Origin of the sequence: Sphingomonas sp. Leaf17, from assembly GCF_001421505.1 — a bacterium.
GTDB lineage: Bacteria > Pseudomonadota > Alphaproteobacteria > Sphingomonadales > Sphingomonadaceae > Sphingomonas.
The window spans coordinates 356,599-377,168 of record NZ_LMKL01000001.1 but is presented as its reverse complement, the minus strand read 5'-3'; the positions used below and the strand labels follow the sequence as shown (position 1 = coordinate 377,168).

The 20,570-nt window shown below is 66.6% G+C and carries 20 protein-coding genes and 1 tRNA gene; 9 read left to right on the top strand and 12 right to left on the bottom strand.

The window, feature by feature from the left end:
• Positions 1-72: 72 nt before the first annotated feature.
• A complete protein-coding gene (gene hspQ, locus ASE75_RS01820; protein ID WP_055927935.1) occupies positions 73-453 on the bottom strand; it encodes a heat shock protein HspQ in 381 nt (126 codons plus the stop codon).
• Between the two features lie 125 nt (positions 454-578).
• Here hspQ and ASE75_RS01815 point away from each other — a divergent pair.
• Both ASE75_RS01815 and ASE75_RS01810 read left to right on the top strand, forming a co-directional pair.
• A tRNA-Ser gene (locus ASE75_RS01815) sits at positions 579-668 on the top strand.
• Positions 669-975: 307 nt separating this feature from the next.
• The gene (locus ASE75_RS01810; protein ID WP_055927933.1) at positions 976-1,386 is read left to right on the top strand and encodes a hypothetical protein; all 411 of its coding nucleotides are present in this window, start codon (positions 976-978) and stop codon (positions 1,384-1,386) included.
• A 201-nt stretch (positions 1,387-1,587) separates the two neighbouring features.
• Here the strand turns inward: ASE75_RS01810 and ASE75_RS01805 are convergent, their stop codons facing one another.
• The 8 genes from ASE75_RS01805 to ASE75_RS01770 all read right to left on the bottom strand — a co-directional run bounded on the left by ASE75_RS01805 (position 1,588) and on the right by ASE75_RS01770 (position 12,323).
• On the bottom strand, positions 1,588-2,538 hold the full coding sequence (locus ASE75_RS01805; protein ID WP_055927931.1) for an alpha/beta hydrolase: 951 nt from the start codon (positions 2,536-2,538) through the stop codon (positions 1,588-1,590).
• Positions 2,539-2,599: 61 nt separating this feature from the next.
• Complete coding sequence (locus ASE75_RS01800) at positions 2,600-3,904, bottom strand: MFS transporter (RefSeq protein ID WP_235512470.1); 1,305 nt, start codon at positions 3,902-3,904, stop codon at positions 2,600-2,602.
• Positions 3,901-5,706: an alpha-amylase family glycosyl hydrolase gene (locus ASE75_RS01795; protein WP_055927924.1), complete on the bottom strand. Its 1,806-nt coding sequence runs from the start codon at positions 5,704-5,706 to the stop codon at positions 3,901-3,903. The genes ASE75_RS01800 and ASE75_RS01795 overlap by 4 nt, the downstream gene beginning before the upstream one ends.
• Before the next feature lie 5 nt (positions 5,707-5,711).
• Complete coding sequence (locus ASE75_RS01790; RefSeq protein WP_200922292.1) at positions 5,712-7,316, bottom strand: glycoside hydrolase family 27 protein; 1,605 nt, start codon at positions 7,314-7,316, stop codon at positions 5,712-5,714.
• Between the two features lie 81 nt (positions 7,317-7,397).
• On the bottom strand, positions 7,398-9,908 hold the full coding sequence (locus ASE75_RS01785) for a TonB-dependent siderophore receptor (RefSeq protein ID WP_055927917.1): 2,511 nt from the start codon (positions 9,906-9,908) through the stop codon (positions 7,398-7,400).
• Between the two features lie 170 nt (positions 9,909-10,078).
• A complete protein-coding gene (locus ASE75_RS01780) occupies positions 10,079-11,131 on the bottom strand; it encodes a LacI family DNA-binding transcriptional regulator (RefSeq protein ID WP_055927914.1) in 1,053 nt (350 codons plus the stop codon).
• 119 nt (positions 11,132-11,250) lie between these two features.
• Complete coding sequence (locus ASE75_RS01775; protein ID WP_055927911.1) at positions 11,251-11,712, bottom strand: PaaI family thioesterase; 462 nt, start codon at positions 11,710-11,712, stop codon at positions 11,251-11,253.
• A complete protein-coding gene (locus ASE75_RS01770; protein WP_082463729.1) occupies positions 11,709-12,323 on the bottom strand; it encodes a TetR/AcrR family transcriptional regulator in 615 nt (204 codons plus the stop codon). Before ASE75_RS01770 ends, ASE75_RS01775 begins: the two co-directional genes overlap by 4 nt.
• Positions 12,324-12,428: 105 nt before the next feature.
• Here ASE75_RS01770 and ASE75_RS01765 point away from each other — a divergent pair, with 105 nt between their 5' ends.
• The 7 genes from ASE75_RS01765 (at position 12,429) to ASE75_RS01735 (ending at position 19,038) form a co-directional block, all read left to right on the top strand.
• Entirely contained in the window at positions 12,429-13,208 is a 780-nt protein-coding gene (locus tag ASE75_RS01765; protein WP_055927909.1) for an SDR family NAD(P)-dependent oxidoreductase, read from the top strand.
• Between the two features lie 36 nt (positions 13,209-13,244).
• Positions 13,245-14,345, top strand: a complete 1,101-nt coding sequence (locus ASE75_RS01760) for an alkene reductase (protein WP_055927906.1) — start codon at positions 13,245-13,247, stop codon at positions 14,343-14,345.
• Positions 14,342-15,361 (top strand): NADP-dependent oxidoreductase, encoded by a 1,020-nt coding sequence (locus ASE75_RS01755; RefSeq protein ID WP_055927904.1) that lies wholly within the window; start codon positions 14,342-14,344, stop codon positions 15,359-15,361. The genes ASE75_RS01760 and ASE75_RS01755 overlap by 4 nt, the downstream gene beginning before the upstream one ends.
• A gap of 15 nt (positions 15,362-15,376) precedes the next feature.
• Complete coding sequence (locus tag ASE75_RS01750; RefSeq protein WP_055927901.1) at positions 15,377-16,231, top strand: alpha/beta fold hydrolase; 855 nt, start codon at positions 15,377-15,379, stop codon at positions 16,229-16,231.
• A gap of 123 nt (positions 16,232-16,354) precedes the next feature.
• Positions 16,355-17,617 carry an NADH:flavin oxidoreductase/NADH oxidase family protein gene (locus ASE75_RS01745; protein WP_200922291.1) on the top strand — a complete coding sequence of 421 codons (1,263 nt, stop codon included), beginning with the start codon at positions 16,355-16,357 and terminating at the stop codon, positions 17,615-17,617.
• A gap of 31 nt (positions 17,618-17,648) precedes the next feature.
• Entirely contained in the window at positions 17,649-18,494 is an 846-nt protein-coding gene (locus tag ASE75_RS01740; RefSeq protein ID WP_055927897.1) for an alpha/beta fold hydrolase, read from the top strand.
• Between the two features lie 46 nt (positions 18,495-18,540).
• Positions 18,541-19,038, top strand: a complete 498-nt coding sequence (locus ASE75_RS01735; RefSeq protein ID WP_200922290.1) for a hypothetical protein — start codon at positions 18,541-18,543, stop codon at positions 19,036-19,038.
• Here ASE75_RS01735 and aqpZ read toward each other — a convergent pair.
• The 3 genes from aqpZ to ASE75_RS15310 all read right to left on the bottom strand — a co-directional run bounded on the left by aqpZ (position 19,025) and on the right by ASE75_RS15310 (position 20,496).
• A complete protein-coding gene (gene aqpZ, locus ASE75_RS01730; RefSeq protein ID WP_055929209.1) occupies positions 19,025-19,831 on the bottom strand; it encodes an aquaporin Z in 807 nt (268 codons plus the stop codon). The two genes, ASE75_RS01735 and aqpZ, sit on opposite strands and share 14 nt — an antisense overlap.
• Positions 19,832-19,973: 142 nt before the next feature.
• Positions 19,974-20,258, bottom strand: coding sequence for a CsbD family protein (locus ASE75_RS01725; protein WP_055927892.1), 285 nt, complete (start codon positions 20,256-20,258; stop codon positions 19,974-19,976).
• A 94-nt stretch (positions 20,259-20,352) separates the two neighbouring features.
• On the bottom strand, positions 20,353-20,496 hold the full coding sequence (locus tag ASE75_RS15310; RefSeq protein WP_156340047.1) for an entericidin A/B family lipoprotein: 144 nt from the start codon (positions 20,494-20,496) through the stop codon (positions 20,353-20,355).
• Positions 20,497-20,570: the final 74 nt, after the last annotated feature.

The following is a 20,570-nucleotide window of genomic DNA, read 5'->3' as shown; positions in this document are numbered from 1 at the left end:
GGAAGGGACGGCGCGTGGCGAACGTGTCGTCCCTTTCCCTTGCGCTGTCCGTGGGGATGAGCGGGGAGGGCCTTAGTGGCGGTGGTTCGCCCGCAACTGGTAGCGGCCATCGGTAAAGCCGGTGAACAGGCCGGGAATGGCCGGATGATCGACCGGTTCGTCGCTGTCGTCGACGATCAGGTTCTGTTGGCTGACATAGGCGACATAGCTCGACTCCGCGTTTTCGGCGAGCAGGTGGTAGAAGGGCTGGTCTTTTTCCGGGCGGATCGCAGCGGGAATCGAATCATACCATTCGTCGCTGTTGGCAAAGACGGGGTCGACGTCAAAGATCACCCCGCGAAAGTCGAACAGGCGGTGGCGCACGACATCGCCGATCGAAAAGCGGGCGTGCAGGACAGGCGGCGCGTCGACACCGTTGCGCGCGGCAAGGTCGGGCAGGTCATGGCGGGGCATGCCGACAATCTAGTGGTTATTTTGCAGCGCACAAGCACGGGGACTTGTGCCGCCCGAATGACTGGGTTAGAGGCGCGCCCTCGACCGACTGGTCCTGTCCTTTTCGGGCATGGCCGTCCTTCTGCGGAGAGGTGGCAGAGTGGTCGAATGTACCGCACTCGAAATGCGGCGTGCCCTCACGGGTACCGTGGGTTCGAATCCCACCCTCTCCGCCATTTTCCTTTTCAAGCGATAGTCCGTCAGCCGGCACCGCGTCGTTGCCTTGATAACGAGTGGGCCGTGATAACGATCGGGCTGCGATACCTCGACGCGCATCGTCCAGCCTCGCCGGTCCAGGGACATGGCGCGGGAAGGGGCCGTCTCTGATGATCTGGATCGGGCCGGATCGCGCGACCGCTCGCGCCGATGACGTGCCAAGCTCCGGTACAGGGCCGGACGATCCACACGGCTGTTGTTCGGACGACAGTCGGGCACGGGACGGATCGGGCGTTAAGCGGGCCATGCTTTGGTCGTTACCATGACATGCTGACTATACCTCCTCCGTCAAATCTGCGCACGCGGATCACGCCGACCCTGCTGGAGCGGCCTGTCGCGAGTCTGATCCCGCAAGACGGCAGCGGGGCATCCGACCGTGCCGGCGCGCGCGCAAAGGCGGGCGCGGGTCTGACCGGCGCCGCCGGGCCGGCAAAAGCCGGGACGTCGGACGGCGGTACATCACCCGAAGCGTCGGTCCAGAACACGCGCAAGACGATCGTCGACCAGCGTACGACCGACGCAGGATCCATGCGGATCACGGTCGTCGCCTATAGCGACGGTTCCTCCGAAACGCTGCGCGAGATCAAGAACACCGACGACCTGTCGCGGGCGATCCCGCAACGCGAACGACCTGCGTCGCTGTCCGACAAGGGCATGATCGTCGATATGCTCGGCTGAATGGTGGAGCCGGACTGGCGTGGCCGGGTCGCCCGCTCCACGATCGGCCGCTTACGGGACGGACCGGCCTTCAGGGTTCTGCACCCGATGCTGGTTGGATCCTTAGTCATCGCGGATTACGCCCGGCATATGCCACGCCGTAAGGCCGTGCGCCGGATCAGGCGATGCATGGCCCGCGTGCGGCATCGGCGGTCCGGGGCGTCATGGCGTGCGGTCGAACATGCCCAGCGCACGAAGCCAGGGCTCCATCAGCTCCGGCCAGCGGGCAAGGGCGGGGTCTGAGCCGCCAAGCCCGCTGCCGTGCCGGCCGAGCGCGAATATGTGCAGTTCGACCGGTACGCGCCGCGACTGCAAGGCGTCGTAGAATCGCGTGATGCCCCGGGCGTCGACGATCGGATCGTTGCTGGTATGAAAGATGAAGACGGGTGGCATGGCGGCCGTCACCGATCGCGTCGGCCTATACTGTTCATAGGCCCTGGGGTCGCACGCGCCGCCGGCGAAGGTGCAATAGGGCGACCGGCCCTTGGCGTCGATCGCGGTTCCCTCCAGCCACGGATAGCCGAGCACGAGGAAGTCGGGCCGGCTGCTCGCGCGTTCGACGGGATCGGACGACGTCGGCTGGCCCGGCGACGCGGTTGCGGCAGTCGTTGCCGCGAGATGCCCGCCGGCGGAAAAGCCGATCATGCCGATGCGCGTCGGATCCAGGCCGAGCCGTGTGGCGTTCGCGCGGGCGAACCGGATCGCCCGCGCCCCGTCGAGCAGCGGGATCGGCAGGCGCGCGGTCGGTCCGATCCGATATTTCAGGACGAATGCGGTGATCCCGCGCGAGGCGAACCAGTCCGCGACCTGCCTGCCCTCGATGTTGCCCGCCAGTTCGACATAGCCGCCACCCGGCGCGACGATGACCGCCGCGCCGTTGGCCTGTCCGCGCTGCGGCCGGACGATGGTCACGGTCGGGGTCTGACCCGCGCTGTCGTCGGTCGCGCCGGCGGCACGGCCGGGCCACAGGCGGACGGTTTCGGTTTCGAGGAAGGGGTCGGCGATCAAGGCGACCGGATGGCCGGGTGACGCCGCGCCGGGTCGTTCGTCGCCGGCCATCGCCGCGCTGCCGAAAAAGGCCAGGGCCAGCCAGAGCGGCCTGATGCGTTTCATCCTTCGTCCCCCGATTGCGCGGTATCACCATGCGGCCACGTCGGCGTGGATCCGCTCCCCATCACCGAACGACGCGGTTTCCGGCATCGACCCGCAACGTCGCGATCGTGCCGGCCAGCATCAGCGCCCCCGCGACGTACAGCATCCCGCGCGCATCGCCGCCCAGCAGCGGACGGTAGAACAGCGGCACGGTGAGGCTCTCTATCATCATCGGGACGACGATGAACATGTTGAAGATGCCCATATAGATGCCGAACCGCGCCGGCGGCACGGTATCGGTGAGCATGACATAGGGATTGCCCATCATGCTTGCCCAGCCGATGCCGATGCCGATCATCGGCAGGTACAGCCAGCCTTCGACGGCGATGCTCGGAATCGCCAGCATCGCCGCGCCGGATGCCGCAAGGCACGCGGCATGGACGACGCGTGCGCCGTAACGCCGCGTGATCGGCACCATCGCGAGCGCGCCCACGAACGCGACCGCGTTGTAGAAGGCACCCACCTGGCCGACCGTCAGTGCGGCGTCGCGAAACCCCTGGCTTGCTGGATCGGCGGTGCCGTGCAGCGACCGGGCGAGCGCGAATGCGATGAACTGCCAATAGGCGAACATCGCATACCATTGGCACAGCATCGCGACCCCAAGCTGCCGCATCGGCTTGGGCATGTCGCGGATCGCCGCGACGACGTCGCGCAATGCTCCGCCAAGAGTCAGCGTGTCGGCGTTCATTGCCGCGCGTTCTTCGGGCGTCAGCGGCAGTTCGGGCACGCGCAGGACCGACCACAGGATCGTCGACAGCGACAGGATCGCCCCGACGACGAACGCGATCCGGGTGATGTCGGGAATGCCGTTCGCGTCCACCGCGTCCTTGTCCATGCCCCACCAAACGAGCAGCGACGGTGACAGGTACGACAGCGTCTGGGCAAGCCCGGTAAAGGCGGCCTGCGTCAGGAACCCGGTCGGTCGCTGATCCTCCGACAGCCGGTCGCCGACATAGGCGCGATAGGGTTCCATGGTGACGTTGTTGGCGGCGTCGAGGATCCACAACAGGCTGGCCGCAACCCACAGCGTCGGGCTGTACGGCATCGCCAGCAGGCACAGGCTGCACAGCACAGCACCGACCAGGAAATACGGCGTCCGCCGGCCGAGGCGACTGGTGGTCTTGTCGGACAACGCGCCGATCAGCGGCTGGACGAGCAGCCCGGTCATCGGTCCCGCCAGCCACAGCAGCGGCAGCGATGCCTCGTCAGCGCCGAGATAGCCGTAGATCGGCGCCATGTTCGCCTGTTGCAGCCCGAACGAGAATTGCAACCCGAGGAACCCCAGGTTCATCTCGATGATGCGCGCCAGTGACAGCCGGGGTTTCATGCGTCTGCTCCCGACAACCAGATGACCTGCCATGGTTCGAGGATTGCGGGGGCAGGCTGCCCGGTCAGGCGGTCGACCCCGCCGCCGGCGACCGGCACGGGCCGGGCCGAGAAGTTGAGGAACACGCGGTCCTTGCCGCAGCCGATCCCCAGCAGTGCCGCAAAGGCCGCGTCCGATGCGAGACATGTCGGCGACCCCGCACCGCCGCTGGCGATCCTCGCCGCGCGCAAACGGGCGAGATCGCCGGATATCCGGGCGGCATCGGTGCCATCCAGCGACGACCAGTCCATCGCCGGGCGGTGCACCCAGCGACCTTCATGCGCCTTGTCGGGGTCGGTGCGGTAGCTCTGGTCGTTCGTCATGCCGGCCTCGTCGCCCATATAGGTCGTTGCAAGGCCACCGCTGGCGATCGCAAGGGCATTCAGCAGCATGATCCGGCGCAGCGCGTCCTCACGCTCGGCCTCGGTGCCGGCGATTTCCAGGCCGGCGAGCGAGGCGAACGTGCCGTTGGTCCCGTGAAGCACCGACCCATCCGACTGGAACGGCTCGCCACGCGCCCAGCTGTCGCCGGCTCCTTCGAGGAAGCGGGCGGCAACCGTCAGCCGGTCTTCGGGGGCGGCGTCGATTCCGCGCAGATCGCCGAGCACCGCACCCCAGCCGATATCGTCGTGACACCGTGCATAGGTCAGCCAGTTGGCACCGCGCGGCAGACCGCCGCTGGCAGCGACGATCGCCGCGGGCAGCGCCGCCGACTGTTCGGCCAGCGCGACCCAGCCCGCCACCATCAGCGAATTATTGTAGACCAGATGACATTCGGGTTCGAACCCGTCGCCGTCATCCGCCCCGAAATAGGGCGGCACGAACGCCGTCGGCACAATCGCCTCCGCCTTCAGCAGCGTCGCCGGCGCGACGATATCGAGCGCGGCCCGGAGCGCCCGCACGATATGGTGCGCCTGAGGCAGGTTGCGACAATCGGTCCCCGCCTGTTTCCAGAGGAACGCGGTGGAATCGAGGCGGAACGCCTCGAATCCGTGATTGGCGAGCCGCAGCATCGTGTCGATCATCGCCAACATGACCTCTGGATTCGCCCAGTTCAGATCCCACTGGAACGGGTAGAAGGTCGTCCATACGCTGCCGCCCATCGCGGGCACGACGGTGAAGTTGCCCGGCGCGGTCGTCGGGAACACCTGTGGCAACAGGGCCTCGCGCGCTGCCGCCTCGGCCTCGTCGACCACGATGTAGAAATCGCGATAGTGCGGATCGCCCGCCCTGGCGGCCAGCGCCCAGACGTGATCGTCCGCGGTATGGTTGAGCGCCAGGTCGACACACAGGCTGATGCGGCTCGCGCGCAACCTGTCGCACAGCGCCTCGACCTCGGCCATCGTGCCGAGCGCGGGTTCGACGCTGAGATAGTCCGCCACCGCGAAGCCGCCGTCGCTGTCGCCGGCGCGGGCCTTGAGCAGCGCGAGCAGATGCAGATAGCGGACGCCCAGCGTTTCGAGATGATCGACATGCGCGGTCAGGCCGGTCACGGTATCGGCGAACCGATCGACATAGGTCGAATAGCCGATCATGTCGGGCGCGACGAACCAGTCCGGGTCGGCGATCCGGGCGTTGTCCAATCCCTGCATCACCGCCGGCCGTGTCGCCATCCGCTCGCGCAACATCGCCTCGATCCGCGACCACAGCGCGTCGAGATCGTGATCCGCGCCGTACAATCGCGCGATCTGCCGGCGCAGCGTCGCGCCGTGGCGGTTCAGGCGATCGTCGAAATCCGGGTGGGCGGAATGGTCGTGCGCCATGACGGTCAGAACGCCCGCAGAAGGATGGCGCCGTGACGCGGGACGGTGGTCGTGTAGCTCGGCCGGACCGGCAGGTCGGCGCCGCGCCATACGTCGCGGAGCATTTTCGGCTGCGCGACGCCGACCGCGCCGCCCCAGCGCACCGTCATCGCGGCCGGGGCGTCGCCCCGGTTGAACAGGGCGACCGCGGTCGATCCGTCGGCGAGACGCTTGGTCCAGATCTCGGTCTTGCCGTCCTGCGAGACGCGCCGGCCCTGAATGCCGAGCGGATCCTGGTCGATCGCGATGACCTCGCGATTGGCGACCAGCGCCTTGGTGGCAGGCGTCATCGTGCGCAGGTCGTTGCCGAGGATGATCGGCGATGCGGCCATCGTCCACAATGTGTAGTGCGTCCGATATTCCTCGGGCGTCAGCCCGTCGATGCCGACCAGCATCATGTCGGCGTCGTTCCAGGCGCTCGGCCCAGCATGCGCCGCGTTGCCGTTATGATCGAAACGGAAATCGATCGCGTGCCACAGATCGCCTTCGATGCTGTCACCGCCGGTCCGCCACAAATGGCCGCCGACGCGGTTGCCCCAGCTGCCGACGTCGAACAGGCCGTACTGACACAGGCTGTAGACGATCGCCCGACCGGTTTCGGCAAGCGCGTCGCCCATCTTCTGGTACTGCGCCTGCATCTCCGTCTTGGTGTCGTAGATGTTGGACGCGCTGCACCAGTCGTATTTCAGCAGGTCGACGCCCCATGCGGCATAGGTCTTCGCATCCTGTTTCTCATGGCCGTGGCTGCCGATGTACCCGGTGCAGGTGACCGGTCCCGGCGAACTGTAGATGCCGACCTTCAGGCCGCGTGCATGGATATAGTCGACCAGTCCCTTCATGTCGGGGAACTTGGCGTTGGGATGCAGCACGCCCGCCGCATCGCGCTTGCCCTGCCAGCCGTCGTCGATCGTGACATAGCGATACCCGGCGTCGCGCAGACCGGTGGCAACGAGCCGGTCGGCCATCGCGCGCACCGCGGCGTCGTCGACCGCCTCGCGGAAGACGTTCCAGCTGTTCCAGCCCATCGGCGGGGTCGGTGCCAGGTTCTTCACGCCGACGTCGTGCAGCGCGGGCAGGGGGAGCTTGGTCATGTTGTCGGGGCGCGGTGCATCGCGTTCGACCGTCGCCAGTTCGGCGGGCGTCACGCGCCGCGCGAGGAAGGGGGCAACGCCGACCACCTCGTCGCCGATCCAGACATCGAGGAAGCGGCCGCCCGCAGACAGTTTTGCGCGCATCTTCACGAAGGGCGGCTTGCCGGTCAGGTCGAAGGCGAAGCCGTCGGGCCGCGCGACCATGTTCGCGATCGGATAGACCCAGCCATTGAAGCGGAACTCGCCCGTCACCGTCCTGCCATCGCTCGACAGGACGAACGACCGGGGGATGCCGCCGATGGCGACCGACCCCGGCGTCCGGCGGGGAACGACCAGCCAACTGCCGTCGAGGCTTGCCAGCGGCTGTGGCGTTGCCGCCGCCTGCGCCACGGCAGGCGACATGCCCATCGGCGCTGTGACGCCGATCAGTCCGCCGACCGCCGCGATACCGATCGCGCCAAGCACCTTACGCATACGCATCCCTGTCATCCCCTGTTGATCGGCCGGTCGCAGCACCCGCTCGTGGATGCCGCGACCCGCCGCCGTGACCTGCCGCCGTCGTCAGAACCGAAGGGCGATCGTCGCACTGATGTTGCGGCCCGGAAAGGCGCGTGCGGTGTTGATGCCGCTGGTCGGCAGCGTGTCGGTCGACTGGCCGAGTTCGGTGATCGCCAGCGTGTTGAAGATGTTCTGCGCGTTGACCGACAGGCGCAGGGCCGGGGTGACCGCGAACGACGCGAACGCGCCGGTCAGGACATAGCCCGGGATCTTCAGCTGGTTGAGGTCCGACGCATAGGACGAGGTCGTGCCGATGATATTCGCCCCGATCGAGAAACGATCCAGCTCGATCGACGGCGATGCCTGGAAGATCAGCGCCGCCTGACGGTACGGCGTGTTGCCGTTGAAGGCCGGCGTCACTTCGCTTTCGGTGATCCGCGCATGCGTATAGGTCGCGCCGCCGGTCAGGTGGAACACGTCGTAATCCAGCCCGGCTTCAAGCTCGAGTCCGTAGGACCGGTACTTGTTGCTGATGAGCATCTGGCGCGGGATGACGATCTCGTTCGTCTCGGCCGTCGTCGCGCGGAATGCGGTGACGTTGGCAAAGAACGGACCCGCGCGATACTTCACGCCGGCTTCCTGCTGGTTGACGAAGTTCACCGCGATCTCGTCGGCGATGCTGCCATCGGTGCGGACGCCGCCGCCGAACAGCACGCGATCCGCGTTGAAGCGCGCGCCGCGGCTGACGCGGGCAAACATCGCCAGATCGGTCTGGATCTCGTAATTGGCACCGATCGACCAGGTGAAGTAGGACTTGCGGTAGTTCACCGACTGGGCCGCCGCGAGATTGACCACCGGCACCGCACGCTCGACGTTCTGGATGACGCCGTCCTGATTGACGTCGATCGTGCTCAGCCCGGTGTTGGTGGCGTAGATACCATCCGCCTTCGAGCTGTTCCAGCGCACGCTGCCGTCGATGTTCAGCCGGCCGGTCTTCCACGTCGCGGCGAGATAGGGCGCGTCGATGGTGTAGTCGACGTCATAGAATCGCTGGCAGCAATTGCCGAACACCGGTTCGCCATACGCGATCAGGCCGTTCTGGGTGACCGGCTGTCCGGCGGCGTTGAAGACGTCGAGCAGGGCGGGCCTGTTGCCGCTGACTTCCTGCAGATAGCTGTTCCAGTGCCAGTCCATCTTGACCGCCTGGCGCGACTTGAAATAGCCCAGCGTTACCGAACCCGACCCGAGCGACCCGCCATCGACTTCCTTGGCCAGCGTCAGCACGTTGGTGATGTTGGTGAAATCGTCGAGCGTCACGTTGAACAGCAGCGCGTTGGTCGCAAGGCCGTTGCCGTTGAGTGTCGCCGGGTTGGCGATCGTCTGACCGGCATTGGGGCCGTTCGCATAGCGCAGCGTCGCACCGGCACCGCCCAGCGAGGATGCGAACGACGCCGCGGTCTGGACATTGGCCGCGTAGGGCGTGGTGAAGCCACCGGAGTTCTTGGCATAGTTGAACTTGTCGTCGATGTTCCAGCCACCGCCCAGGTCAAACGACGCCTCGCCACCGATCGCGCGGGCCTTGGTGCGATAGCCGTCGGCCACGTCGGTGCGGATGCGCTGGCCGTTCGCGCCGATCGCCAGATCGGAACGGAAATACGGCGACTGGAGCGGATCCTTCCTCGCGTCGAAGCCGGGCAGGTTGCTGAACTTGGGATCGCTGTTGGTGCCGGTGTTGCGGATCGGCACGGGGATATAGGCCGGCGCGCGGTCGTCGAGAAACTTGCCGGTGATCCGCAGGAAACCGTTGGCGAAATTGCGCGTGATGTTGGCCTTGATCTGGCCACCCTTCTCGGCGTTGTAGCCGATCTTCTTCACACCGTCGCCGATCCGGTAGAATCCGCCGATATGAAAGTTCCAGTCGTCGCCGATCGGCGCGCCGTAATCGGCGTCGATGCGCGTGCGATCGAAATCGAGGCCCCGGGTCAGCGCGACGTTGCCGCCCGCGGTCTTGCCGGTCTTGCTGATGAAGTTGATGATCGCGCCCGGCGCATTGCTCGTGAACGTCGATGCCGAACCGCCGCGCACGACTTCGACGCGCTGCACGTTGTTGTCGGGCCGGACAAAGGCGTCGGCGGTCGCGAAGGCGATGTCACCGAAGTTGAGAACGGGCAGGCCGTCCTCCTGGAACTGGACGAACTTGGCGCCGCCGCTGGCAACGGGCAGGCCGCGCACGGCGATGTTGGCATTGCCTTCGCCACCCGAGGCCTCCGACCGGAGGCCGGGCACGTTGCGGATCAGATCGGCGCTGCCCAGTGGTGCCGCGCGCGCGATCTGGGTGGCGTCCAGCGCGCTGACCGAGATGCTGGTCGTCAGGCGGCGTTCGGGGCGGGAAGTGCCGGTGACGACGATGTCGTTGGCGCGATCGTTCGGGTCATTCGCCGGATCGGCGGCGGCGTCGCCCGGTGCCGTATCGGCCTGGGGCGTGGCCTGCGCCGGTGCGGTCTGCGCCGAAGCGACGAACGGCTGGAATGCCGCCAGCGTGACGCCAGCAAGCCAAAACGATGCCTTCCTCATGGAACCCCTCCTGAATCAACCGCCGTGATCGACAGCCTGTTTATCTGTTTGTCGTGTCACTATGCAGACGATTGCAGGCCATTGCAACAAACGATTGCAAAGGCCGCGCAATGTGCATTCATACGGTCTCGCGATGGTTATAAAACCTAGCAAAAACAGATGCCTGGAGTTCAGGCTGAATCGCGCACCACAAGCTCGGGCGTCATGATGACCGACGGCGCATCCGCCCCCGGCATCTCCGCCCCCTGCATCCGCGCGAACAACGCGCGAATCATTTCGGCGGCACCACGTTCGACATCCTGACGGATCGTCGTCAGCCGCGGAATGATCTGGCTGGCAAGCGGCAGGTCGTCGAACCCGACCACGGGAACATCGCCCGGCACGGCGATGCCGCGATCGGCCAGCACCCGCACGCTGCGCATCGCGATGACGTCCGATGCCGCAGCGATGCCGTCTATCCTGCCCGACAGTCGATCAAGGTGATCCGAAATCTCCGCTGCCATCACATCGGACGCCAGATGGGTATCGCACTGGACAGGGTCGGCGATGTCCGCCTCCCGAGCCGCCTGGATCAGCCCATCGTAACGGTGAGCCAGTTCCAGCGTCCGGATTTCGCCGAAGAACGCCAGTTGCCGACAGCCCCGCTCGATCAGCCGTCGTCCCGCCAGCAGGCCGCCCAGCCTGTTGTCGACACCGACCGCGCAGTGATGCTGGCCATCGACATGATCGCCCCAGACCACCAGCGGGCGATAGCGCGCCGCAACCCGTTCGATCGCGTCGAACTGGTCCGACTGGCCGATCAGGAGCACGCCGTCGAGCATGCCGGAATCGACGATGCGCTCCAGCCAGTCGTGCGCGTCGGGAATGACGCGGGAGAGCATGATGTCGTAGCCGCCCTCAGTCAGGGCATCGGCGAGATGACCGAGGATAGTCATGAAGAACGGGTCGGACAGATGCTGGCGGCGCTCGTGGCCGAGTGGAACGACGACCCCGACGACATGCGTCTTCTGCGTGCGAAGGCGGCTGGCCATCTGGTTGGGCCGAAATCCATGCTCGTCGGCCAGCGCCTGGATCCGCGCGCGCGTCTCGGCATTCACCAGCGGATTGTCCGCAAGCGCGCGCGATACGGTTCCCGCGTGGACACCCGCCAGTCGCGCGATGTCGCTGATGGTGCGCGGTCGGGTGGACTCGTGCCGGTTACCGTCTGGGGTGATGTCGCTCATGGGCCTGTATATGGCCGTCCGCAGACACCGGGCAAATGCAATGCGCCATCGCGATCATCGCGGGGCAGGCGCGGCACCCGGGAGGCGGCGGGGCATATCGGCGTGGCCGTCCGCCCGTGTCAGCCATCGGCGGCACGAAGGGGAAAGATCAGCAGGGTCGACGTCGCCGACGCGCATAGCCGGCCTTGCGCATCGATCAGCCTTGCTTCCGAAAAGCCGACACGCCGCCCGATGGATATGATCTTGCCTTCGGCCCGGACGGGACCGCTCGTGTCGGTCAGCGCCCGGTGATACGATACCTTGAGTTCCAGCGTCGTAAAGCCCTGTCCTGGGGGCAGGCTGGAATGGACGGCGCATCCGCAGGCGCTGTCCAACAGGGTCGCGGCATAGCCGCCATGCACCGATCCGATGGGATTGAAGACCCTGCGCGACGGCGACCCTTCGAAGACGACGCGACCGCGCTCCAGTTCGACCAGCGCGAACTCCAGCGTATCGCCGATCGGCGGATTGCGGTTGCTCGCCATCAGAGCCGCCAGCTGGTCGTGGCCATCAAGGTCCACATGGTCGGTCAATATGTTCATGCGCGGGCATCTCCTTTCTGATCTGGCCCATCCTGATCCGGCCCACCCCGATCTGGCTGTACCGCGGGTCGCGCCGCCGCGATCCATGCCCGGGTTTCCCGCAACACCTCGTCCGACAGGGCGCTGTCGTCGATGGCGCGTGACAGCACGACGGCACCGACCATCGCCGCCCACCGGCCGATCGCCGCCTGGCGTCGTTCGGCTTCGTCATCACCCGGCAGACCGCGCGCGAGGTGGCCGATATGCGCATCCAGCCCGCGCGCCATGGCGGTACGCGCCTCTGGCGTCTGGTGCCGCATCAATCCGGCAAGGCTGGCCATCGGGCATCCCCGGTCCGGATTTTCCCGGTGCAGCGGCGACAGATAGGCGTCTGTCCATGCATCAATGTCGGTCATGCCGGCGCTCTCCCCCGCCAGCGTATCGGCGATCGTCGCGGCGATCAGCGCGTCCTTGGACGCGAAGTGGCCGTAAAAGCCGCCATGCGTCTGCCCGGCCGCCTTCATGACGTCGGCGACCGTCACCGCGGCGAATCCGCGATCGCGAAACAGCCGGCTGGCCTCCTGGAGGATGCGGCGACGGTTCTCCACCATCTGCTCGCGACTGACCTTCATCGAAATAATCTCCGTCTGACCGTTGACGTTTCATGATGGCTATCACATTTAGCAATTCATGATGACTGTCATCAATATAACGCTGCGTTTCGAAAGGGCAATCCGATGACCAAGCCTGCCGTTCTCATTACCGGTGCCTCCACCGGCATCGGTGCCACCTATGCCGATCGCTTCGCCCGCCGTGGCCATGACCTGGTTCTGGTGGCGCGCGATGCCGACCGTCTCGCGGCGCTGGCGGCGAAGCTGAACGGGGAGACGGGGGTCGCGGTCGATGTGCTGCAAGCCGACCTGACGCGCCTCGACCAGATGGCCGTCGTCGAGGCGCGGTTGCGCGACGACGATCGCATCGGGATTCTCATCAACAACGCGGGTGCCGGGTTGGGGGGCAGCTTCGTCGACCAGCCGACCGAGGCCGTCGACCGCCTGATCGCGCTCAACACCACCTCGGTCGCACGGCTTGCGAGCGCGGTGGCACCGCGCCTTGCCGCACGCGGGGATGGTGCCATCATCAATATCGGCTCGGTCGTGGGGCTGGCGCCGGAATATGGCATGAGCGTCTATGGTGCGACCAAGGCGTTCGTGCTGTTCCTGTCACAGGGACTGGCCATCGAACTGGGGCCGAAGGGCGTCTATGTGCAGGCCGTCCTGCCAGCCGCGACCCGCACCGAGCTTTGGGGCCGCGCCGGTGCCGACGAGGCGTCGCTGCCGCCGATGATGGAGGTCGGCGACATGGTCGACGCGGCGCTTGCCGGCTACGACGCGCGCGAACCGGTGACGATCCCGCCGCTGCACGATGGCGGCCTGTGGGATGCATTCCAGGATGCGCGACGGTCGATGTTGCCGGGCTTTGGCGAGATCCACCCCGCACCGCGCTACACCGCCTGATCGTCTCCAGACGCGCCATCCGAAAGAATACGCAAAATGTCCGAATCCAGCCTTTTCTCGTCTTATGATCTGGGATCCATCACGCTTGCCAACCGCCTGGTCATGGCACCGCTGACCCGCAACCGCGCCGGTGCCGGCCTGGTGCCGACCGACCTGATGGCGGAATATTACGGCCAGCGCGCCTCGGCGGGCCTTATCATCACCGAGGCATCGCAGGTGTCGCGACAGGGACAGGGGTATCAGGATACGCCGGGCATCTACACCGACGCGCAGGTTGCGGGCTGGCGCACGGTGACCGATGCGGTCCATGCGAAGGGCGGGAAGATCTATCTGCAGCTCTGGCATGTCGGTCGCGTCAGCCATGTCGACCTGCAGGAGAACGGTGCGGCTCCCGTCGCGCCCTCGGCCATCCGGGCCGAAACCAAGACGGTGGTCAACAACGGCTTCGTCGATGTTTCCGAACCGCGCGCGCTCGGCCTGGATGAAATACCGGGCATCGTCGACGATTTCCGCCGGGGCGCGGCCAACGCGATCGCGGCGGGCTTCGACGGGGTCGAGGTGCACGGCGCGAACGGCTATCTGCTCGACCAGTTCGCCAAGGACGGCGCGAACCATCGCACCGATGCCTATGGCGGCAGCATCGCGAACCGCGCCCGCCTGATGATCGCGGTGACCGCGGCGGTCGCCGATGCGGTCGGGCCGGCGCGCACCGGCATCCGCCTGTCGCCCGTTTCGCCCGCCAACGGTATCGCGACCAGCGATCCGCAACCGCTGTTCGACCATATCGTGGAGCAGCTCGACGCGCTCGGCATCGCCTATATCCATGTCGTGGAGGGCGCGACCGGCGGCCCGCGCGATGCCGCGCCGTTCGACTATGCCGCGCTGCGCAGCCGTTTCCGTGGTGCCTACATCGCCAATAACGGGTTCGACCAGACGTTTGCCGAAGCGCATCTGGCGGACGGCAAGGCCGACCTGATCGCGTTCGGCCGCCCCTTCATCGCCAATCCCGACCTGGTCGAGCGCATGAAGACGGGCGCGCCACTGGCGCAGGTCGATCCGCAGACGCTCTATGGTGGTGGCGCCAGGGGCTATACCGATTATCCTGTCGCGGCGGCCACGCAGGAGAGCGCAGCATGAAGGCTTACCAACTCGAACGGTACGGCAAGGGGCAGCGGCTGGCCCTGACCGAACTGCCCGATCCCGTGCCCGCGTCCGGCGAGGTGCTGGTCGAGATCCATGCGACGGCGATCAACCAGCTCGACGGCAAGATCCGCGACGGCGCGTTCAAGCCGATCCTGCCGTACAAACCGCCCGTGATCCTTGGCCATGATCTGGCCGGCATCGTGACGGCCGTCGGTGCGAACGTACGCCGCTTCAAGGTCGGCGATGCGGTCTATGCCCGTCCGCGCGACGGACGGATCGGCACCTTCGCCGAACGCATCGCCGTCAACGAGGCGGACGTGGCCGCCAAGCCCGCCGGCCTGTCGATGGCGGAGGCGGCCTCCATCCCGCTCGTCGGTCTGACCGCATGGCAGGTGCTGGTCGAACGCGCCGGCCTGAAACGCGGCCAGAAGATCCTGATCCACGCCGGCACGGGCGGCGTCGGCACGATCGCGATCCAGCTTGCCAGGCATCTGGGCGCGACGGTCGCGACCACGGCGAGCGCGGCCAACGCCGACCTGGTCAAACGCCTCGGTGCCGACGTCGTCATTGATTACAGGACGCAGGATTTCTCCGAACTGCTGTCCGGCTACGACGTCGTCCTCAACAGCCTGGATGGCAAGACGCTGGAGAAGTCGCTCAAGGTCTTGAAGCCGGGTGGCAAGCTGATCTCGATATCGGGACCGCCCGACCCGGCCTTTGCCACGGCGCAGGGGCTGAACCCGGTGATACGGCTGGTCCTGCGCCTGATGAGCGCCGGAATCCGGCGCAAGGCGAAGCGTCACGGCGTCGACTATTCGTTCCTGTTCATGCAGGCGGATGGCGGACAGCTGGGCCAGCTCGGCGCACTGATCGACCAGGGTACGATCAAGCCTGTCGTCGATCGCATCTTTCCGTTCGAAAACCTGAACGACGCGGTGGACCATGTCGATTCCGGCCGCGCCAAGGGCAAGGTCGTCGTGACACTACGCCAATCCGCGTCCGCCCGTTAATCCAAGGATCCCGCGATGACTGAGACGCAATCGGCCCGTGGTGGCTGGTCCACCGTCGCCACCCGCACGGTGGCGGCAGCGGGAACCCGCCTTGCCTATCGACAGCTTGGTGCGGGGCGCGGCGTTCCCGTCGTGCTGCTCAACCACTGGGGGGCGAACCTCGACAATTTCGATCCGTCGATTGTCGAGGCGCTGGCCGCCGGGCGGCCGGTGTTTGCGTTCAACTATCGCGGGGTCGGTGCCTCGGCCGGCGATGCGCCGGTCACGGTCCCGGACATGGCGGACGACATGCTCGCGGCGATCCGGGCGCTCGGGCTGGACAGGATCGACCTGATCGGATTTTCGCTCGGGGGTTTCGTCGCGCAGGACATGACGTTGAAGGCACCCGACCTGATCCGCCGGCTGATCCTGGCCGGTACCGGGCCGGCGGGCGGCGACGGCATCGCGAACGTCGGTTCGGTATCCTGGCCGCTGATCGTCAAGGGCATGCTGACGTTCCGCGACCCGAAGACGTTCCTGTTCTTCACGGGCAGCAAGACCGGCCGTGACGCGGCCAAAGCGTTCCTCGCGCGCCTGAAGATCCGCAAGGTCGACCGCGACGCCACCGTCACGCCCACGGTCTTCCTGCGCCAGCTCAAGGCGATCAGGTCCTGGGGGACTCAGCCGCCGCAGGATCTGGGCGTCATCCGCCAGCCGGTGCTCGTCGCCAATGGAGACCACGACATCATGGTTCCCAGCGAAAACTCGCGGGATCTCGCGCGCCGCATCCCGGGGGCCGACCTCGTCCTGTATCCCGATGCGGGGCATGGCGGCATCTTCCAGTACCACGACCTTTTCGCCGACCGGGCGATCGCGTTCCTCGACGCCTGAACCCTTCGTCCGCCTCCGTTCCGAAAGACCGTCGCGATGCCCGCCCTATTTCAACGCAACACCCGCCCGCGTTTGTTCGATGCGATCACGCGTCGCTCCCACATCAGCGCATCGGCCTGAACGATGGCTGATACCGCCACGATGCCGGGCAATCCGCTGGCGCAGCCGCTGACACTCGCCAATGGAGTCGTCCTGCGCAACCGGCTTGCCAAGGCGGCGATGAGCGAGGCGCTGGGCACCTACGCCAATCGCCCGACACCGGCGCTGGTCGCGCTTTATCGTCGTTGGGCCGCATCCGGACTGGGCCTGATCGTCACCGGCAACGTGATGATTGATCGCCGCGCGCTCGGCGAGCCGGGCAACGTCGTGATCGAGGACGAGACCGATCTGCCGATCCTGCGTCGCTGGGCACAGGCTGCGACGTCGCAGGGGGCGGCGATCTGGGTGCAGCTCAACCATCCCGGCAAGCAGGCGACCAAGGGCCTGAATGCGGAGACGATCGCGCCATCGGCCGTGCCATTCCGCGACGACATGGCGGGGCTGTTCGCGACGCCGCGCGCCATGACGGTGGACGAAATCCAGGACGCGATCGTCCGGTTCGGGCGCAGCGCGGCGATCTGCAAGGCCGCCGGTTTCAGCGGCGTGCAAATCCACGGCGCGCATGGCTATCTCATCAACCAGTTCCTCTCCCCCCATCACAATCGACGCACCGATGACTGGGGCGGGACGGCGGAGAAACGCCGACGGTTCGTACTGGCGGTCCAGGCCGAAGTCCGCCGTCAGGTCGGTCCCGACTTTCCCGTCGGCATCAAGCTGAATTCGGCCGACTTCCAGCGAGGCGGCTTCACGGCCGAGGAGTCGCTCGCGACGATCCAGGCGCTGGCTGAAGCGGGGATCGACATGATCGAGATTTCCGGCGGCACCTATGAAGCGCCGGCGATGAGCGGTGGTCTGGACGATGGGCGGAAAGCCTCGACCGTGGCCCGCGAAGCCTATTTCATCGAGTTCGCAGAGACGGTGCGCGCGGCCGTTTCGGTGCCGCTGATGGTGACCGGCGGCTTTCGCACCGTGGCCGGCATGACGGCCGCCCTGCGCTCGGGCGCGCTGGATATCGTCGGGCTGGCCCGTCTGCTTGCGATCGACCCCGACGCCCCCAGGGCCCTGCTGGAGGGACGCGACAGCGCCCAGCAGGTGCGACCGATCAGGACCGGTATCGCCAAGATCGACCGGATGGGGGTGATGGAGATATTCTGGTACGCCGCACAGCTGAAGCGGATCGCGCGCGGGCGCGCGCCACGGCCTGCCGAGAGCGGGCTGCGCGCGTTCCTTCGCGCCGTCCTGCACAGCGGCTGGGGCGCGTTCCGAACCCGTCGGGCGCGATCGTGAGCGCGACGTCGAACAGATCGAAGGACAGGACATGACCGTCTCGCATCTCACTGCACCGACCCGGTTCGTCACGGTCGATGGCGATCGTTTCGCCTATCGCCGGTGGGGAAACGCGGCCAGCGGCCAGCCACCCGTGTTCCTGCTCCAGCATTTTCGCGGTGGCATGGATCATTGGGATCCGCTGATGACCGATGGCCTTGCCGCGGGACGGGAGGTCATCCTGTACAACGGCCGCGGCGTGGCGTCGTCGACCGGCGCGCCGCGCACCCGGATCGAGGACATGGCCGACGATGCCGCTGCGGTGATCCGGGCGCTCGGTCTGGCGAAGGTGGACGTGCTGGGGTTCTCCCTCGGCGGCTATCAGGCGCAGGATCTTACCCGCCGTCATCCCGATCTGGTCCGCAAGCTGATGCTGCTCGGGACCGGGCCGCGCGGTGGCAATCCCGACATGGCGCGCGGCGTTGCGGAGGCGGCACCACGCCCGGTGCCGACGCTGGACGATTTCCTGTTTCTGTTCTTCGGCCGATCGGACGCGGCACGACAGGCCGGTCGCGCCTTCTGGGAACGCCGTCACCAGCGCGTCGATCAGGATCCGCCCAGCTCGCCCGCGGTGACGCAGGCGCAGATCGAGGCGAACCTGTATTTCCTGCCCAAGCTGGATGTGAACGATCCGTTCGCGCATCTCCGCACGATCACGCAACCGACCTTCATCCTGAACGGCGTCGACGACGTGATGATCCCGACGATCAATTCGTGGGAAATGGTCCGCAACATTCCCGGCGCGCAGCTGGTCGTCTACCCGGATGCAGGCCACGGTGCCCAGTTCCAGTATCCCGAACGGTTCCTGCGCCACGCGGTGCAGTTCCTCGACGAATGATCGCCGGCAGCCGCGACGTCCGCCCGATACGAAAAGGTCCGACCCCATGCTGAAGTTCAAGCTGCTGTTGTGGATGCTGCAAAAGCTGCTCAACCGCGCGATCCGCCGGAATCCGGATGCGGCGGCCCATGTTGCCGGCAAGGATCTGGTTTTCCAGATCAGGACGGTCGACGGGACCGGCCGTTTCTATCACGTCGCCAATGGCAGGGTCGCGTCGACGGCCGGCATCCACCCCGGCCCGGCGTTCACGCTGACCTTTGCCGATGCATCGACGGGCTTCCGTATCCTGTCCGCCAGGGACGGAAAAAGCGCGTTTCTTCAGGCGCTACCCGGCAAGGAACTGGTCATCTCCGGCGATTTTGTCGCTGTCATGTGGTTTCAGGCCCTGACCGATTTCCTGAACGCGGCCAAACCGGCGCAGGATCGGCGCGTCCGGGGACGTAACCGGTCGGTATCGCCGCCCGTCATACAAGAACCGGCGCGTCTGCTGGAAGACGCGCCGGCGGGGCGGGGTGGCAGGCGACAGACGTTCAGGGGCGTGTGACGTCGGTTCCCCGATCGGGGTCGATCATCAGTTCGACCGGGGTATCGCCGATCGGACCGGGCGACTGATCCTCATCGCGGTGGGCGAACAGCCAGCGTCCGACAAGGCCGGCCACGGCCGCGCCGCTCAACGGGGCAAGCCAGAACAGCCACAGCTGCGACAGCGCCCAGCCGCCGACGAACAGTGCCGGGCCGGTGCTGCGTGCCGGGTTGACCGAGGTGTTGTCAATCGGGATCGAGATGAGGTGGATCAGCGTCAGCGCAAGGCCGATCGCCAGTGGCGCGAAGGCGGCCGGGGACCGCTCATCGGTCGCGCCCAGAATGACGGTCAGGAATCCGGCGGTCAGGAGCGCCTCGGCGAGAAACGCGGTGACCATGCCGTAGCCGCCCGGCGAATGCGCGCCATAGCCGTTGGCGGCGAACCCGCTTGCGACCAGATCGAACCCCGGCATGCCGGAGGCGAGGGCCGCCAGCGCGGCGCTGGCGACGATGCCGCCGACCAGCTGCGCGACGATGTAGCCGGGCAGGTCACGCACGGGAAAACGGCCGGCGACGGCAAGGCCGACGCTGACGGCCGGGTTGAAATGCCCGCCGGAAATGAAACCCACGGCAAACGCCATGGTGAAAACGGTAAGGCCAAAGGCCAGCGCGACGCCGGCCATGCCGATTGATCCCGGCACACCCGCGCCGGCGGCCAGCACGGCCGCGCCGCAGCCGCCCAGTACGAGCCAGAACGTGCCGATCGCCTCTGCGGCCAGGCGGCGGGCGGTGGCGATCGGACGGGGCCGGGGCATGACGCGACCGGCGGTTCCATCCGTGACGTTGGGCGTGGACAGCGTGGGCATGGGCGGGGACCTCGATACAGCAGTGATAACAAGGCCCGTCACGGACGGGGGCAACGAACCGGCCCGGTCCGTGACGGTATCCATTACGGAATTATTTGCCGCGCAGCGTGTTGATGACGGCAATGCCCAGCACGCCGGCAACGGCCGCGGCCGTGAACGGCCGCTCGCGCGAGAACTGACGGACATAGTCGATGACCGGGCGGATGCCCTCCTCGACCGCGTCCTTGGCCTGGCCGACGGTCTTCTGGACGGTGCCGCCCAGCTGATCGGCGGCACCCTCGCTGCGCAGCGACTGGTCGCCGGTTGCCGCGCCCAGGGTTTCCTTGATCTTGCCGCCGATGTTGGTGGCCGTGCCGCTCAGGGTGTCGGTGTTCATGATGAATCTCCTGTGGTTTGAAAATGGGTTGAAGATGGCGTGCGACCATGTTTCAGGGTCGCAAGATCCGGCTACGGGCCGGATCAGGAGCAGGTCACTTGGACGTGTCGCCCTGACCGGAAACCTTTTCCAGCGTGGATCCGGCGGACTTCACGTCCTTGCCCGCGCCATTGACGGTGTTGCATCCGGCAAGTGCCAGACTGGAGCCGAGAATGGCCAGCGTCAGCATGGTCTTCATGATGGTGATCCTTCGTTGTCGCGATCGCGACCAGACACGATCGAACCCCTCAACGGACGCAAGGACTGCGTGTT

Bases quoted from the DNA above. Each gene is read 5' to 3' on its own strand.
- ASE75_RS01760 (WP_055927906.1), top strand. From the start codon at position 13,245: ATGTCCGAATCCAGCCTTTTCTCGTCTTATGATCTGGGATCCATCACG.
- ASE75_RS01785 (WP_055927917.1), bottom strand. From the start codon at position 9,908: ATGAGGAAGGCATCGTTTTGGCTTGCTGGCGTCACGCTGGCGGCATTC.
- ASE75_RS01805 (WP_055927931.1), bottom strand. From the start codon at position 2,538: ATGAAACGCATCAGGCCGCTCTGGCTGGCCCTGGCCTTTTTCGGCAGC.
- ASE75_RS01745 (WP_200922291.1), top strand. From the start codon at position 16,355: ATGGCTGATACCGCCACGATGCCGGGCAATCCGCTGGCGCAGCCGCTG.
- ASE75_RS01790 (WP_200922292.1), bottom strand. From the start codon at position 7,316: ATGCGTATGCGTAAGGTGCTTGGCGCGATCGGTATCGCGGCGGTCGGC.
- hspQ (WP_055927935.1), bottom strand. From the start codon at position 453: ATGCCCCGCCATGACCTGCCCGACCTTGCCGCGCGCAACGGTGTCGAC.
- ASE75_RS01740 (WP_055927897.1), top strand. From the start codon at position 17,649: ATGACCGTCTCGCATCTCACTGCACCGACCCGGTTCGTCACGGTCGAT.
- aqpZ (WP_055929209.1), bottom strand. From the start codon at position 19,831: ATGCCCCGGCCCCGTCCGATCGCCACCGCCCGCCGCCTGGCCGCAGAG.
- ASE75_RS01765 (WP_055927909.1), top strand. From the start codon at position 12,429: ATGACCAAGCCTGCCGTTCTCATTACCGGTGCCTCCACCGGCATCGGT.
- ASE75_RS01725 (WP_055927892.1), bottom strand. From the start codon at position 20,258: ATGAACACCGACACCCTGAGCGGCACGGCCACCAACATCGGCGGCAAG.
- ASE75_RS01775 (WP_055927911.1), bottom strand. From the start codon at position 11,712: ATGAACATATTGACCGACCATGTGGACCTTGATGGCCACGACCAGCTG.
- ASE75_RS15310 (WP_156340047.1), bottom strand. From the start codon at position 20,496: ATGAAGACCATGCTGACGCTGGCCATTCTCGGCTCCAGTCTGGCACTT.
- ASE75_RS01755 (WP_055927904.1), top strand. From the start codon at position 14,342: ATGAAGGCTTACCAACTCGAACGGTACGGCAAGGGGCAGCGGCTGGCC.
- ASE75_RS01735 (WP_200922290.1), top strand. From the start codon at position 18,541: ATGCTGAAGTTCAAGCTGCTGTTGTGGATGCTGCAAAAGCTGCTCAAC.
- ASE75_RS01800 (WP_235512470.1), bottom strand. From the start codon at position 3,904: ATGAAACCCCGGCTGTCACTGGCGCGCATCATCGAGATGAACCTGGGG.
- ASE75_RS01795 (WP_055927924.1), bottom strand. From the start codon at position 5,706: ATGGCGCACGACCATTCCGCCCACCCGGATTTCGACGATCGCCTGAAC.
- ASE75_RS01780 (WP_055927914.1), bottom strand. From the start codon at position 11,131: ATGAGCGACATCACCCCAGACGGTAACCGGCACGAGTCCACCCGACCG.
- ASE75_RS01750 (WP_055927901.1), top strand. From the start codon at position 15,377: ATGACTGAGACGCAATCGGCCCGTGGTGGCTGGTCCACCGTCGCCACC.
- ASE75_RS01810 (WP_055927933.1), top strand. From the start codon at position 976: ATGCTGACTATACCTCCTCCGTCAAATCTGCGCACGCGGATCACGCCG.
- ASE75_RS01770 (WP_082463729.1), bottom strand. From the start codon at position 12,323: ATGAAGGTCAGTCGCGAGCAGATGGTGGAGAACCGTCGCCGCATCCTC.